General features: G+C 73.0%; 9 protein-coding genes. 5 read left to right on the top strand and 4 right to left on the bottom strand.

The genetic code is table 11. From position 1 onward, the window contains the following. Window positions 1-46 precede the first annotated feature (46 nt). Window positions 47-2,086: a bifunctional rhamnulose-1-phosphate aldolase/short-chain dehydrogenase gene (locus OO48_RS29785; protein WP_033221908.1), complete on the bottom strand. Its 2,040-nt coding sequence runs from the start codon at window positions 2,084-2,086 to the stop codon at window positions 47-49. Between the two features lie 109 nt (window positions 2,087-2,195). Beyond that, complete coding sequence (rhaI, locus tag OO48_RS29780) at window positions 2,196-3,362, bottom strand: L-rhamnose isomerase (protein WP_033221906.1); 1,167 nt, start codon at window positions 3,360-3,362, stop codon at window positions 2,196-2,198. A gap of 147 nt (window positions 3,363-3,509) precedes the next feature. Between rhaI and OO48_RS29775 the strand changes: the two genes are divergently transcribed. Then, the gene (locus OO48_RS29775; RefSeq protein WP_033221905.1) at window positions 3,510-4,523 is read left to right on the top strand and encodes a LacI family DNA-binding transcriptional regulator; all 1,014 of its coding nucleotides are present in this window, start codon (window positions 3,510-3,512) and stop codon (window positions 4,521-4,523) included. A 172-nt stretch (window positions 4,524-4,695) separates the two neighbouring features. On the opposite strand, the gene OO48_RS29770 is transcribed toward OO48_RS29775, so the two are convergent. Continuing rightward, window positions 4,696-5,736 (bottom strand): LacI family DNA-binding transcriptional regulator, encoded by a 1,041-nt coding sequence (locus OO48_RS29770; protein WP_081952485.1) that lies wholly within the window; start codon window positions 5,734-5,736, stop codon window positions 4,696-4,698. Between the two features lie 246 nt (window positions 5,737-5,982). Between OO48_RS29770 and OO48_RS29765 the strand changes: the two genes are divergently transcribed. The 4 genes from OO48_RS29765 (at window position 5,983) to OO48_RS29750 (ending at window position 11,857) form a co-directional block, all read left to right on the top strand. Next, window positions 5,983-7,296, top strand: a complete 1,314-nt coding sequence (locus OO48_RS29765; RefSeq protein ID WP_063830766.1) for an ABC transporter substrate-binding protein — start codon at window positions 5,983-5,985, stop codon at window positions 7,294-7,296. A 90-nt stretch (window positions 7,297-7,386) separates the two neighbouring features. Further along, window positions 7,387-8,271 carry a carbohydrate ABC transporter permease gene (locus OO48_RS29760; RefSeq protein WP_033221903.1) on the top strand — a complete coding sequence of 295 codons (885 nt, stop codon included), beginning with the start codon at window positions 7,387-7,389 and terminating at the stop codon, window positions 8,269-8,271. Between the two features lie 6 nt (window positions 8,272-8,277). Then, on the top strand, window positions 8,278-9,171 hold the full coding sequence (locus OO48_RS29755; RefSeq protein WP_033221901.1) for a carbohydrate ABC transporter permease: 894 nt from the start codon (window positions 8,278-8,280) through the stop codon (window positions 9,169-9,171). 46 nt (window positions 9,172-9,217) lie between these two features. Continuing rightward, window positions 9,218-11,857: an alpha-L-rhamnosidase gene (locus OO48_RS29750; RefSeq protein ID WP_081952484.1), complete on the top strand. Its 2,640-nt coding sequence runs from the start codon at window positions 9,218-9,220 to the stop codon at window positions 11,855-11,857. A gap of 146 nt (window positions 11,858-12,003) precedes the next feature. Here OO48_RS29750 and OO48_RS29745 read toward each other — a convergent pair whose 3' ends face one another. Continuing rightward, window positions 12,004-14,964 carry a beta-glucosidase gene (locus OO48_RS29745; protein WP_063830765.1) on the bottom strand — a complete coding sequence of 987 codons (2,961 nt, stop codon included), beginning with the start codon at window positions 14,962-14,964 and terminating at the stop codon, window positions 12,004-12,006. Window positions 14,965-15,081: the final 117 nt, after the last annotated feature.

Raw genomic sequence — 15,081 nt, 5'->3', positions numbered from 1 at the left:
GGGCCGCGAAGAGGAGTGCGCGGCCCGCACCGCGGCTGGGGGCGGGTCAGCGCAGGAAGGCGGCGGCGACACCGGCGTCGACGGGGACGTGCAGGCCGGTGGTGTGGGTGAGGTCGCCGCCGGTGAGGGCGAAGACCGCGCCCGCGACGTGCTCGGGCAGCACCTCGCGCTTGAGGATGGTGCGCTGGGCGTAGAACTCGCCGAGCTTGTCCTCCTCGATGCCGTAGGTGGCGGCGCGCTGCGCGCCCCAGCCGCCCGCGAAGATGCCGGAGCCGCGCACGACGCCGTCCGGGTTGACGCCGTTGACCCGGATGCCGTGCTCGCCGAGTTCGGCGGCCAGCAGGCGGACCTGGTGGGCCTGGTCGGCCTTGGTCGCGGAGTAGGCGATGTTGTTCGGTCCGGCGAAGACGGCGTTCTTGGAGGCGATGTAGACGATGTCGCCGCCCAGGCCCTGCTCGATCATGGTGCGGGCGGCCTCGCGGGAGACGAGGAAGGAGCCGCGGGCCATGATGTCGTGCTGCAGGTCCCAGTCGCGGGCGGTGGTCTCCAGCAGCGGCTTGGAGATGGAGATGCCCGCGTTGTTGACCACCAGGTCGACGCCGCCGAAGGCGAGCGCCGCGGCCCGGAACGCCTGGACGATCTGCTCCTCGTCGGTGACGTCGACCGTCACCGCCACCGCCTTGTCGGGGCCGCCGAGCTCCTCGGCGACGGCCGCGGCGTTCTCGGTGTTCAGGTCCGCGACCACGACGCAGGCGCCCTCGGCGACCAGCCGCTCGGCGATCGCCCGGCCGATGCCGGAGCCGGCGCCGGTGACCAGGGCGATGCGGGTGGCCAGCGGCTTCGGAGCGGGCATCCGCTGGAGCTTGGCCTCCTCCAGCGCCCAGTACTCGATCCGGAACTTCTCCGCCTCCTCGATGGGGGCGTAGGTGGAGACGGCCTCGGCGCCGCGCATCACGTTGATCGCGTTGAGGTAGAACTCGCCGGCCACGCGGGCGGTCTGCTTGTCCTTGCCGAAGGAGAACATGCCCACGCCGGGGACGAGGACGATCGCCGGGTCGGCGCCGCGGATCGCCGGGGAGTCGGCGGTGGCGTGCCGGTCGTAGTAGGCGCGGTAGTCCGTGCGGTACTGCTGGTGCAGCTCGCGCAGCCGGGTGATCGCCTCGTCGAGGGGCGCGTCGGCGGGCAGGTCGAGGACCAGCGGGGCGACCTTGGTGCGCAGGAAGTGGTCGGGGCAGGAGGTGCCGAGCGCGGCCAGGCGCGGGTGCTCGGCGCGGGCCAGGAAGTCCAACACCTCGGTGCTGTCGGTGAAGTGGCCGACCTGCGGGTGGTCGGTGGAGGCCAGGCCGCGGAGCAGCGGGGCGAGCGCGGCGGCCCGCTCGCGGCGCTCCGCCTCGGGCAGGGCCTGGTAGCCGTCCAGGAGCGGGCCGAACGGCTCGGGCTTGCCGTGCTCGGCGAGGAACTGCTCGGCGGTGCGGATGATGTGCAGCGCGTTGGCCTCGCACTGCTCGCTGCTCTCGCCCCAGGCGGTGATGCCGTGGCCGCCCAGGACGCAGCCGATCGCCTGCGGGTTGGCTTCCTTGACGGCGGCGATGTCCAGGCCGAGCTGGAAGCCGGGGCGGCGCCAGGGCACCCACACCACGCTCTCGCCGAAGCACTCGGCGGTGAGCTGCTCGCCGTCGGCGGCGCAGGCCAGCGCGATGCCGGAGTCGGGGTGCAGGTGGTCGACGTGCGCGGCGTCGACCAGGCCGTGCATGGCGGTGTCGATGGACGGGGCGGCGCCGCCGCGCCCGTGCAGGCAGTAGTCGAACGCGGCGACCATCTCGTCCTCGCGCTCCACGCCCGGGTAGACGTCGACGAGGGAGCGCAGCCGGTCCAGGCGCAGCGCCGCCAGGCCGGAGGCGGTCAGGGTGCCCAGGTCGCCGCCGGAGCCCTTGACCCAGACCAGTTCGACGTCGCGGCCGGTGGCGGGGTCGGTGCCGGTGCCCTTGGCGGAGGTGTTGCCGCCGGCGTAGTTGGTGTTGCGCGGGTCGGCGCCGAGCCGGTTGGAGCGGGCGAGGAGGGCGGCGACTTCGGGGTGCAGGGCCATGGCGGGAGGGGTTTCCTTACGTCTGGGCGGAGGGGGCGGTGGCGCTCACGGGGGGGTGCGGGCCGGTCCGTGGGTGCGCCGATGCGGACCGGCCCGCGCTACCGGTGGGTCAGGCGCCCCAGCCGGCCTGGTGGCCGCCGACGCGGTCGGCGGCGATCTTGTCGGCCCAGCCGGTGGCGCGGTAGGCCGCCAGCGGGTTCGGGTCGAGTCCGGCCTCGGCGCGGACCTCGGCCAGCAGCGGGCGGACGTCGGTGGCGTACGCGTCCATCAGCACCTCGTTGGCGGCGAGCACGTCGCCCGCGTCCTGGGCGGCCCTCAGGGCAGCGGCGTCGACCAGCAGGGCCTTGGCGGTGGCCTCCTGGACGTTCATCACCGAGCGGATCACGGCCGGGATCTTCGCCTCGATGTTGTGGCACTGGTCGAGCATGAACGCCACCCCGGTCTCCGGCGCGAGGCCGCCGTTCTTCACCACCTCGTGCATGATCCGGAACAGCTGGAACGGGTCGGCCGCGCCGGCCATCAGGTCGTCGTCCGCGTAGAAGCGGGAGTTGAAGTCGAAGCCGCCGAGCTTCCCCTCGCGCAGCAGGAACGCGACGATGAACTCGATGTTGGTGCCGGGCGCGTGGTGGCCGGTGTCGACCACCACCGTCGCCTTCGGGCCCAGCCGCAGGCAGTGCGCGTACGCGGTGCCCCAGTCGGGGACGTCCATGGTGTAGAAGGCGGGCTCGAACAGCTTGTACTCCAGCAGGATCCGCTGCCCGTCGCCGAGCCGCTCGTACACCTCCGCCAGCGCCTCGGCCAGCCGGCCCTGCCGGGCCGAAGTGTCGTCCTGGCCCGGGTAGTTGGTGCCGTCGGAGAACCACAGCTTCAGATCCGTCGAGCCGGTGGCGTCCATGATGTCGACGCACTCCAGCAGGTGGTCGACGGCCTTGCGGCGCACCCGCGCATCCGGGTTGGTGACGGAGCCGAGCCTGTAGTCGTCGTCCTGGAAGACGTTGGCGTTGATCGCGCCGATCTCCAGCCCGAGGCCCCGGGCGTGGGCGCAGAGGGCGGAGTAGTCCTCGACCCCGTCCCACGGGATGTGCAGCGAGACCTTCGGGGCCGCTCCGGTGGCGGCGTGCACCTGCGCGGCATCGGACAGTTTTTCGAACGGGTCGCGCGGCACGCCCGCCTGGGCGAAGACCTTGAAGCGGGTGCCCGAGTTCCCGTAACCCCACGAGGGCGTCTCGATGCGCTGGGCCCGCAGGACGTCCTTGACGGCAGATCGGTCGGTCACCGGAGCACCTCTCAACAACTTGAATCGTTTCAAGGTGACCGTAGGCCGAGCCGCGCGAAACCGTCAAGCCGCTGCCGTAATCTGGTTCCCGACCCGGCGGTCGCCCGGGTGAAACTTTTCAACCAGGAGCGGGGAGAGGGCTCGGGCATGGGCGGTACGGCGGGAATCAAGGACGTGGCCCGGCTGGCCGGCGTGTCGGTGGGCACCGTCTCGAACGTGATCAACCGGCCCGAGGTGGTCGGCGAGGAGACCAGGGCCAGGGTCCAGGCCGCGATCGAGCAACTCGGCTACGTGCGCAGCGAGTCGGCGCGCCAGCTGCGCTCCGGCAGCAGCCGGATCATCGGCCTGCTGGTCCTCGACCTGGGCAACCCGTTCTTCGTCTCGGTGGCCCGGGGCGCCGAGCAGGCCGCCCGGGCGGAGGGCCTGGGCGTGATGGTCTGCAACAGCGCGCAGCGGCTCGCCGACGAGGCGGACTACCTGGCGCTGTTCACCGAGCAGCGGGTGCGCGGCGTGCTGCTCACCCCGGCCGACGCGGCCGGGTCCGGCGCGAGCACCCTGCGCCGCAACGGCGTCCCGTTCGTCCTGGTCGACCGCCTGGCCCCGGGGATCGACGCCTGCTCGGTGTCGGTGGACGACGTCAAGGGCGGCGCGCTGGCCACCGCCCACCTGCTGGCCACCGGCCACCGGCGGATCGCGTTCGCGGGCGGGCGCCACCGCCTCCAGCAGGTCGCCGACCGCCGGGCCGGCGCGCTGGCGGCACTGGACGGCACCGACGCCGAACTGCTCGACCTGGAGGTCGACGGCCTGGACGTGGCGGCGGGCCGCGACGCGGGCGCCCGCCTGCTGGGCGTGCTGCCGCGGCCGACCGCCGTGTTCTGCGCCAACGACCTGCTGGCGCTCGGGGTGTTGCAGGCCGTGTTCGCGGCGGGCCTGCGGGTGCCGGAGGACCTGGCGATCGTCGGCTACGACGACATCGAGTTCGCCGCGGCGGCCGCGGTGCCGCTGACCTCGGTGCGCCAGCCCGCCGAGGCGATGGGCCGCACGGCGGCGGAGCTGCTGGCGGAGGAGACCGGTGGCGGGGCGCACCGGCACCGGCAGGTGGTCTTCGAACCCGAACTGGTGGTCCGGCGGTCGACCCTGCCCGGGGCGCGGCCCGCGTAGCGCGCGGGAGGGGTGGCGCCGCGCCCGAGCGGCTCGCCGCCCCACCGGCCCACCCGGGCGCCTTGAATCCTTTCAAACCCCCGTCGCGGCCCCGCGGCGCCCGGTGGGCGCTCTCGGCGTCCCGGGCGTCACGGGGCAGGCCGCCGGGTTCGAAGACGGGCCCGGAAGCCCCTCAGACCCCCTGCGGCGCCGCGGTGCTGGAGCGCACGACCAGGCGCGGCGTCATGGTGGTCCGCATCGCCTGGGCGCGGCGGCCCTCCACCCGTTCGAGGAGCATCCGCGCCGCGGTGGCGCCCATGGTGCTGCCCGCCTGATCGACGCTGGTGAGCCGGATCGGCGCGAGCGCGGCGATCGCGGTGTCGTTGTAGCCGACCAGCGAGAGGTCCCGGGGGATGTCCAGGCCGAGTTCGTACGCGGCCCGGTAGACGCCGAGGGCGGCGACGTCCGCGCCGGCCATGATGGCGGTGGGGCGGTCGACGGCGTTCAGCAGGCGCCTGCCGGCCTCGTACCCGCCCTCCTCCGAGTAGGGGACGGCCAGGACCCGGGCGTGCGCCTCCAGGCCGTGCCGCTCCATCGCGGCGGTGTAGCCCTTGGCGAGCACCACCTCGGGGGTGAGCCGCCACCCGCTGCCCTTAAGGCCGGGGGCGGCGAGCAGGGCGATCCGCCGGTGGCCGAGCTCCACCAGGTGGTCGACGACCAGCGCCGCGCCCTGGTCGTCGGCGTCGACGACCGAGTCGTGGACGGCGGCGGCGTCGTGGTGCCCGATCACCACCGTCGGCGTGGTCTCCGCGGTCGTGAGCACCTCGGCGCGGCCGGTGCCCGGGGCGACCAGGATCAGGCCGTCCATCTGACGGTCCACCATCGACTGGACGGTGCGCGACTGTTCCGCCGCGCCGAAGCCCGCCGCGCCGATCAGCACCGTGTAGTCGCTGCCGCGCAGTTGCTCCTGGACGCCGTCGAGGACGTCGGCGAAGAAGGTGTTGCGGAGGCTGTCGAGCAGCACCCCCACCGTGTAGGTGCGGCCCCGCATCCCGCGCGCCGCGGCGTGCGGCCGGTAGTTCAGTTCGGCCATCGCGGCGCGCACCCGCTCCTGCATGGCGGGGCTGACGCCGTAGGCGTTGCGGAGCACCTTGGAAACGGCCGCGGTCGAGACACCGGCGTGGCGGGCCACATCGGTGATGGTGATGCGTCCGGTGCGTTTCGCCGATTCCATGGTCCCGCCCTCTCGAAGTCACTGCTGCACAACGTTCTACACGATCTTCCCTGGTCAGGACCATCCGAATCGCCCAGGTGACCGTGCCGTTACGTCCTCGTGTCTTGACGATAGCGCCCTGCGGCGGCACTGTTGACCCCGCCACGGAGAACGTTCTACAAAGTCGGGCCCCTTTCTGGTGCGAGCCCCGCGTTCCCCGTGAGCCCCTCCTCCTGCCTCCGCTCAATGACGCCAGGGAGCACAGCCGTGACCAACAACCCCACCCGCACCGGCAGAACCCGTCTCGCCGGCTACACCGCCGCTGCCGCAGCCGTCGTGCTGCTCGCCTCGGCGTGCGGCAGCGGCGGGACGGGCGCGAGCGCCTCCCCGAAGAACTTCGACTACCTGTCGGTCACCGAGAACACCACGATCAAGAAGACCCTGACCACGCTGTCGACGACCTCCTGCGCCGACCAGAACAAGGCGCTGCCGCTGAAGGTCGACACCGTCCCGCAGTCCGGCCTCGACCAGAAGCTGCAACTGCTGGCGGGCCAGAACGCCCTGCCGGTCCAGTTCGCGGCCGGCAACGCCCCGGCGCTGACCACCCAGCTCTTCACCGCGGGCAACGTCGCCAACCTGGAGGACGAACTCACCAAGCTCGGCGCCTTCGACCAGCTGCAGCCCGCCGCGGTGTCCACCATCAAGGCGCTGTACCAGAACAAGCTCGCCGTGCTGCCGTACGAGTACAACATCGAGGGCATCTTCTACAACAAGAAGGTCTTCGAGGCCAACGGCGTCTCCGTCCCCAAGACCTGGGACGAACTGGTCGCCGCGGCCGCCAAGTTCCAGGGCGCGGGCGTGCAGCCCTTCGCCGCCTCCGGCCAGCAGGGCTGGCCCCTCACCCGCCTGGTCAGCGGCTACCTGTACCGCAGCCTGGGCCCGGGCGCGATGAGCGCGATCGCCAACGGCACCGCGAGGCTGACCGACCCCGAGTACGTCAAGGCCGCCCAGCAGGTCGCCGAGCTCGGCAGGAAGGGCTACTTCGGCCAGGGCGTCGGCTCCATCGACTACGACACCGCGATGAACCAGTTCCTGGGCGGCAAGGCCGCGATGTTCTACATGGGCAGCTGGGCGCTGGCCAACATCGCCGACGCCGAGCAGGACACCGTCGGCGCGGAGAACGTCGGCTTCATGCCGTTCCCCGCGGTGGCCGGCGGCAAGGGCTCGATCGACCAGTACCCCTCCAACGTGGGCCTGCCGGTGGCGATGAACGCCAAGGGCTTCGACCAGAAGACCGGTGACTGGGTGAAGTGCGTCGCCCGGAACTACGGCAGCGTCGCGCTCAAGGACCAGGGCACCATCTCCGGCTTCAAGGTGAACACCCCGGTGGAGAGCGCCAACGCGGTCACCGGCCAGATCCGCGACACCATCGGCGCCTCCAAGGAGAGCGTGCTCTGGTTCGAGGCCCTGTTCAGCACCAAGGCCACCACCGTCAGCCAGCAGAACGCCGCCTCCCTGGTGACCGGCGCGACCAGCCCGGAGAAGTTCATGCAGCTGGTCCAGGACGCCCTGGCCCAGTGAGGCACCCGCGGCGGTCCGGCGGGCGGGGACGCACGGCCCCGCCCGCCGCGCCGCGACAGCTCCCGCCACGACAACGAAGGAACACGTCCAATGCACCGCGTACTCGGTGACCGCAGGGCCGTCGCGATCCTGCTGGGGCCCGCCCTGCTGGTGTACACCCTCGTCATGCTCGTCCCCATCGGCTGGTCGCTGGGGTACTCCTTCACCAAGGGCAACAGCATCACGGGGTTCAGCTGGGCCGGATTCTCCAACTTCCAGCGCCTCGCCGACGACCCGGCGGTCCACGACGCCCTCTGGTTCACCGTCAAGTACGCGGTCGTCGTCACCGCCGGCCAGGTCGCCGCCGGCTACGCGCTGGCGCTGCTCTACACCTTCTACCTGAAGAGGGCCTCCGCGCTGGTGCGCACCCTGGTGTTCTTCCCGGTGGTGCTGCCGACCGTCGCGGTCGGCCTGCTGTTCCAGAAGTTCTTCCAGGTCGCCCCGCAGACCGGCCCGGTCAACTCGCTGCTGGAGCTGGTCGGCCTGCACTCGGTCGACTGGTTCGGCAGCGCGGGCGGTTCGTTCTGGGTGCTGGTCCTGATGGACGTCTGGCGCTCGATGGGCTTCTACGCGGTGCTGCTCTTCGCCGGCCTGGTGGACATCCCCGAGGAGGTCCTCGAATCGGCCCGCCTGGACGGCGCGTCCGGCCTGCGGCTGATCCGCCACATCGTGCTGCCGCTGTCGTTCCCGGTCCTGATGTCCTCGGCGATCTTCAGCATCAACGGCACCCTCAAGGTGTTCGACTCGATCGTCGCGCTCACCAACGGCGGGCCCGGGAGCGGCACCACCCCCCTGACCCTCTACATGTTCCAGACGTCCTTCACCTACGGCGACTACGGCTACGGCAGCACCATCGCGGTCCTGCTGACGGTGCTGTGCCTGCTGGTGACGCTGGTCGTCTTCCGCGTCTCGCGGCGCGATCTCACGAAGGGCTGAGCCGCCATGTCCGTCGACGCGCCGCTGCGCACCGCACCCGCCCACGCCGCCCGCCCGGCCGCCGCGCGCCGCCGCCGTCCGCTGCGCGGCCTGTGGGCCAAGGTCCTGATCGCCCTGCTGGTGGTGGTCGAGGTCTACCCGCTGGTGTGGATGTTCCTCACCTCGGTGAAGTCCAACAGCGACTACCTCAACCACTCCACCTGGAGCCTGCCCACCCACTGGGAGTGGGGCAACTACGCCGAGGCGTGGACCACCGGCCACATCGGCCTGTACGTCCGCAACAGCCTGCTGGCGGTCGTCCCCTCGCTGGCGCTGGTCCTGCTGATCGGCGCGGCTGCGGGCTTCGCGCTGCAGATCATGGTGTGGAAGGGCCGCAGCCTGACCCTGCTGGTCTTCCTGGCCGGCGTCATGGTGCCCTCGCAGCTGATCCTGCTGCCGCTGTTCACCGTGTACTTCCGCACCGGCCTGTCCGGCACGCTGTGGCCGCTGGTCCTCACCTACACCGGCACCGGCCTGCCGCTGACCGTCTTCATGATGGCCACCTACTACAAGACGGTGCCCCGCGAGCTCTTCGAGGCCGCCGCCATCGACGGCGCCGGGATCCTGCGCGCGTTCTGGACGATCAGCCTGCCCATGGTGCGCAACGCGATCCTCACCGTCGGCCTGGTGCAGTTCTTCTTCATCTGGAACGACCTGCTGGTCGCCCTGACCTTCACCAACAGCCAGGACCTGCGCACCGTCCAGGTCGGCCTGCTGAACTTCACCGGCGACTTCGGCGCCACCCGGTACGGCCCGCTGTTCGCCGCGATCTGCCTGAACGTCTTCGGCACGCTGGCGGTCTACCTCTTCCTCAACCAGAAGGTCATGAAGGGCCTCACCGGCGGCGCGGTCAAGGGCTGACGCCCCCGCACCCGCCGCTCGCACCGCCCCTCCACGGAAGGTCCCCATGCTCCTCCCGCCCGCCCCGGTGACGTTCGAACACCTGCCGGACGGCCTCGGCACCGGCACCGCCGCCCCCCGGCTGTCCTGGATCCTGCCCGCCGGCACCCGCGCCCAGGACGCCTACGAGATCGAGGTCGAACGCGCCGGCCGCCGCACCACCACCGGCCCGCTGCCCGGCGCCGGCCACCGTCTGGTGCCCTGGCCCGCCGCACCGCTCGCCTCCCGCGAACGCGCCACCGTCCGCGTCCGCGTCTGGGCCGACGGCGAAGGCCCCTCCGCCTGGAGCGCGCCCGCCGCCGTCGAGGCCGGCCTGCTCTCCCCCGCCGACTGGAGCGCCGTCCCGGTCGGCGCCGCCTGGCCCGAGGACCCGGACGCCGAACGCCGCCCCGCCCGGGTCCGCACCGGCTTCCACCTCGACAAGCCCGTCGAGCGCGCCCGCCTGTACGTCACCGCGCACGGCCTGTACGAGGCCGAGATCAACGGCCGCCGGGTCGGCGACGAGGCGCTCGCCCCCGGCTGGACGGTCTACCCCGAGCGCCTGCGCTACCGCACCCACGACGTCACCGCGCACCTGGCCCCCGGCGACAACGCCATCGGCGCCTGGCTCGGCGACGGCTGGTACCGCGGCCGGTACGGCTTCGACGGCGGCACCCGCAACATCTACGGCACCGACCAGTCCCTGATCGCCCAGCTGGAGATCACCCACCCCGACGGCACCCGCACCACCGTCGCCACCGGCCCCGACTGGACGGCCGCCCCCGGCCCGATCCTGTTCAGCGGCCTGTACGAGGGCGAGACCCACGACTCCCGCCTCGACGACCCGCTGTGGTCCACCCCGCGGGCCGCCGCCGACGGCTGGACCCCGGTCGCCGTCCACGCCCGCGACCCGCGCACCCTGGTCGCCCCGCAGGGCCCGCCGGTGCGCTGCACCGCCGAGGTCGCGCCCGTCTCGGTGACCCGCCGCCCCGACGGCCGCCACCTGCTCGACTTCGGCCAGAACCTGGTCGGCCGGCTGCGGATCACCGTCGACGGCCCGGCCGGCACCGAGGTCGTCCTGCGGCACGCCGAAGTCCTGGACGGCGGCGAACTCGCCGTCCGCCCGCTGCGCGAGGCCCGCTCGGTGGACACCCTGGTCCTGGCCGGCGGCCCGCAGACCTGGGAGCCGCGCTTCACCCTGCACGGCTTCCGCTACGCCGAGATCACCGGCTGGCCCGGCGAGCTCGACCCGGCCGACGTCACCGCCCGCGTCCACCACACCGACCTGCGCCGCACCGGCTGGTTCGAGTGCAGCGACCCGCTGGTCAACCGCCTGCACGAGAACGTGGTGTGGAGCATGCGCGGCAACTTCGTCGACATCCCCACCGACTGCCCCGCCCGCGACGAACGCCTCGGCTGGACCGGCGACCTCCAGGTCTTCGCCCCCACCGCGGCCTTCCTCTACGACTGCGCGGGCATGCTCGACTCCTGGCTCACCGACGTCGGCGTCGAGCAGCTGCCCGACGGCACGATCCCCTGGTACGTGCCGGTCATCCCCGGCGAACCCGCCTGGACGCCGATCCGGCCCGGCGCCGTCTGGGGCGATGTCGCCACCCTCACCCCCTGGCTGCTGCACCAGCGCTTCGACGACCCCGAGCTGCTGCGCCGCCACTACGCCGCCGGCCGCCGCTGGGTCGACCTGGTCGACCGCCTCGCCGGGCCCACCCGGCTCTGGGACAGCGGCTTCCAGCTCGGAGACTGGCTCGACCCGGCCGCCCCGCCCGAGGACCCCGGCGCGGGCCGCACCGACCCGTACCTGATCGCCACCGCCTACTTCGCCCACTCCGCCCGGCACCTGGCCCTCACCGCCCGGGTGATCGGCGAGCACGCCGACGCCCACCGCTACGGCCTGCTGGCCGACCAGGTCGCCTCCGCGTTCCGGCAGCGCTGGACCGGCCCCGACGGCCTGCTCACCTCCGACAGCCCCACCGCGTACGCCGTCGCCCTGCGCTTCGGCCTGCTCACCGACCCCGCCGCCCGCCGCCGGGCCGGCGACCGGCTGGCCGAACTCGTCCGCGAGGGCGGCCACCGGATCGCCACCGGCTTCGTCGGCACCCCGCTGATCTGCGACGCCCTCACCGACGCCGGACACCTCGACGACGCCTACCGGCTGCTGCTGCAGACCGAGTGCCCGTCCTGGCTCTACCCCGTCACCCGGGGCGCCACCACGATCTGGGAGCGCTGGGACAGCCTGCGACCCGACGGCACCCTCAACCCCGGCGGCATGACCTCCTTCAACCACTACGCGCTCGGCGCGGTCGCCGACTGGCTGCACCGCACCGTGGCCGGCCTCGCCCCCGAGGAGCCCGGCTACCGCGCCATCCGCTTCGCCCCCCGCCCCGGCGGCGGCCTCACCTGGGCGAAGGCCCGCCACGACACCCCCCACGGCACCGCCGCCGTCTCCTGGCAACTCACCGACGAGGGCCTGAGCGCCGAACTGACCGTCCCCCCGGGCTGCACGGCCGTCCTCGACCTCCCCGGCCACCCGCCCCGCCCCCTCGGCCCCGGCACCCACCACCTCGGCCCCACCCCGGTCGGCCCCACCCCGTCCGCCCCGGAGCAACCCCCGCGGGCGCGGGGGGCGCTCCTGACGCGCACGGCGCCGTGAGGCCACAGGCTGCGGCCACGATCTGCCCGGCGCTGGCGCCGGAGCCGTTCGCAGGCGGATCTCCGACCCGTTCCGCTCCCCCATCGCCCCCGCGCTCCCGTCCTCGTCCGTACGTCGGACGCGGGCGGGAGCGCGGCCGGTCCGGCTCAGCCGTAGGCGTTGAACTCGGCGATCGACCACCACGAGGTGGACGTCCCGGTCTGGACGACCTTCACGTACCGGGCGCTCTGCACCGGGAAGTCCACCGTCACCAGCGCACCTGTACCGCCGCCGGACGCCACCGCCGAACCCCACGACACCCCGTCCGAGGACAGGAACACCTGGTACCCCCGGGCGTAGTCGGAGGCACTGCCACCGGAGTCCATCGTGATCCGCGCCAACGACCGCACCGCACCCGTGTCCACCGTCACCGACTGCCCCGAAGCCATCGGCGCACCCGACGACCAGCGCGAACCCGCCACCCCGTCCAGCATGTTCGCCGCCACGTCGCCCCCACCGGTCGCGGACGCCGACGCCGTCCAGCCCGTGCGCGGCAGCTGGGTCAGGCCGCCGCCGGTGCTTCCGCCGCCGGTGACGGTGGTCTGGCCGGTCAGGCGCAGGTCGCGGGAGGAGGAGCCGACCGAGACGGTGTGGGTGCCGGTCGCGGTGGTCCAACTGCCCGCCCAGTACTGGAAGCTGCGGGCGTCCAGGGTCAGGGTGACGTGCTTGGTCCGGCCGGGGTCGAGGGCGACCTTCTGGAAGGCGCGCAGGTTCTTCGGCGGCTCGCCGCCGGCGGCCGGTTGGCCGACGTACACCTGGGCGACCTCGGAGCCGGCCCGGGTGCCGGTGTTGGTGACGTCGAAGCCGACGGCCACGTTGCCCGCGCCGTCGGGGGCGGAGACGGTCAGGCCGGAGTAGCCGAAGGTGGTGTAGGAGAGGCCGTGGCCGAAGGGGTACAGGGGTTCCTTGTTCTTGGCGTCGTACCAGCGGTAGCCGACGTTCACGCCCTCGGAGTACTGCACGCTGCCGTTCTGGCCGGGCCACTGCGCGGTGCTCGCGGCGGGCACGTCGGCGAGCGACTTCGGGAAGGTCACCGGCAGCTTGCCGGAGAAGTTGACGTCGCCGTAGAGGAGCGCGGCGATCGCGGTGCCCGCTTCCTGCCCGGGGTACCAGTTCTCGACGATGCCCTGCACCGAGCCCGCCCAGGGCATGGTGACGGCGGAGCCGCTGTTGACGACCACGACGGTGTGCGGGTTGACGGCGGCGACGTCGGCGACGAGTTGGTTCTGCGCGGCGGACAGGTCGATGTCGCGCAGGTCGGAGCCCTCGGACTGGAAGTCGCTGACGAAGACGAGCGCGAGTTCGGAGTCGCGGGCGGCGGCGACGGCCTGGTCGTGGGCGCTCTGTCCGGGCACGGCCCAGCCGAGCGTGGCGTTGCTGCCGCCGCCTGCCTGGTAGTAGTCGACCTCGATGTTCGCCGGCTGACCGGCCGTCAGGGTGATGCTGCCGGTGCGGGTGGTGGGCCCCTGGTCGTACCAGTTGTTGATGACCTGCTGGCCGTTGACGAGCAGTCGGCTGCCGTCGTCGCTGTTCAGCGAGAACTGGTAGCTGCCGCTGGTGGGCGGGGTCAGGGTGCCGGTCCACTTCACCGACCAGTTGGTGGCGTTGACCCCGGTGGCGGGCGGCTGGCCGCCCCACACCGTGTCGATGCCCGCGTCGACCCGGCTCGCCACGACCGGCCCGGACAGGTCGGTGCTGTTGTGGTACTCGCCGTACAGGCCGGTGCCGGTGCCGCTGGACGGCTTGAGCGCGGCGGACGGCACCGGCGGCAGGGAGCCGTCGGCGGACGGGACGCCCTGGGCGTACGTCACCGTGGTCCCGGCTCCGGCACGGGCCTTGATGCCCTGGTAGGGCGTCACCACGTGCGGGGCGTTGACGGCGGCGCTGCCGCCGCCCTGGGTCATCACGCCGGCTCCGGCGTCGTCGCCGATCACCGCGATCGACCTGACCGACGGCGGCACGGGCAGCACCGAGGCGGTGTTCTTCAGCAGCACGCTGCCGTCCTGCGCGACCTTCTGCGCGACGGCGGCGTTCGCGGCGGTGGTGACGACCGCGTCCCGGTTGCCGGTCTGCACGCGGTCGAAGAGCCCGCGGCGGAACATCGACACCAGCACCCGGCGGACGTGGTCGTCGATCGTCGCCTGCGGGACCTGCCCGGCGTTGACGGCGTCGGTCAGCGCGGTGCCGTAGTAGTCGCTGCCCGGCATCTCCACGTCGAGGCCGTTGTTCGCGGACGCGACGGTGGAGTGGGTGGCGCCCCAGTCGGCGGTGACGAAGCCCTTGAAACCGAGGTCGCCCTTGAGCGCGCCGTTCAGCAGCGGACCGTTCTCGCACGCGAAGGCGCCGTTGACCGCCGAGTAGGAGCACATCGCGGAGTCGACGCCCTGCCGGACGGCGGCCTCGAACGCCGGCAGGTAGATCTCCCGCTCGGCCCGGTCGGAGACCACCGCGTTGTCGGCGATCGAGTTGCGGTCGGTCTCCTGGTTGTAGACCGCGAAGTGCTTGACCTGCGCCATCGGGCCCTGGCTCTGGATGCCCGCGATGTCGGCGGCGCCGATCTGCCCGGCCAGGTACGGGTCCTCGCCGAACGACTCGAAGGCCCGGCCCCAGCGCGGGTCCCGGACGATGTTGACCGTCGGGGCCAGCACCACGTTCGTGCCCTTGCCCCACTGCTCGGCACCGAGCACCTGACCGTAGGCGCGCATCAGGTCCACGTCCCAGCTGGCCGCGCCGGCCACCGGGGCCGCCAGCTGCGTCACGCCGGTCAGGCCGTCACCGGCGCCCACCGGGCCGTCCTGGAAGTGCAGCGCGGGGATGCCGAGGCGGGTGTTGGCCGGGACGCAGCCCGCGTAGCCGCAGGACGGCCCGCCGTGCAGCATGGTCAGCTTCTCGGCCCGGGTCATCGCGGCGAGCAGCTCGTCCGCGCGCTGGTCGGGGGTCTGGGACGCGTTGGTCCACGGCTGGTCGGCGGCCCGCGCCGCCGGACCGCCGAAGGCGGCCAGGGCTCCGGCCACCAGCAGGGCGGCGAGCGGCCCGGCCAGGACGGTTCGCAGGTGAGGACGGCGCACGACGGCTCCAGTCGGCGGAAGGGCACCCCGGCCGACGGCTGACGGCCGACGGCTGACGGCCGACGGCTGGCGGCTGGCGGCTGGCGGCTCGGGGCACAGGGGTGGGGGTGGGGGGTG

The sequence above is a fragment of the Kitasatospora phosalacinea genome, from assembly GCF_000716545.1.
GTDB classification, from domain to species: Bacteria; Actinomycetota; Actinomycetes; order Streptomycetales; family Streptomycetaceae; genus Kitasatospora; species Kitasatospora phosalacinea.
The sequence above is the reverse complement of the archived record's forward strand: the minus strand, read 5'-3'. Positions and strand labels throughout refer to the sequence as shown.

Bases quoted from the DNA above. Each gene is read 5' to 3' on its own strand.
- OO48_RS29785 (WP_033221908.1), bottom strand. From the start codon at position 2,086: ATGGCCCTGCACCCCGAAGTCGCCGCCCTCCTCGCCCGCTCCAACCGG.
- OO48_RS29775 (WP_033221905.1), top strand. From the start codon at position 3,510: ATGGGCGGTACGGCGGGAATCAAGGACGTGGCCCGGCTGGCCGGCGTG.
- OO48_RS29770 (WP_081952485.1), bottom strand. From the start codon at position 5,736: ATGGAATCGGCGAAACGCACCGGACGCATCACCATCACCGATGTGGCC.
- OO48_RS29760 (WP_033221903.1), top strand. From the start codon at position 7,387: ATGCACCGCGTACTCGGTGACCGCAGGGCCGTCGCGATCCTGCTGGGG.
- OO48_RS29755 (WP_033221901.1), top strand. From the start codon at position 8,278: ATGTCCGTCGACGCGCCGCTGCGCACCGCACCCGCCCACGCCGCCCGC.
- OO48_RS29750 (WP_081952484.1), top strand. From the start codon at position 9,218: ATGCTCCTCCCGCCCGCCCCGGTGACGTTCGAACACCTGCCGGACGGC.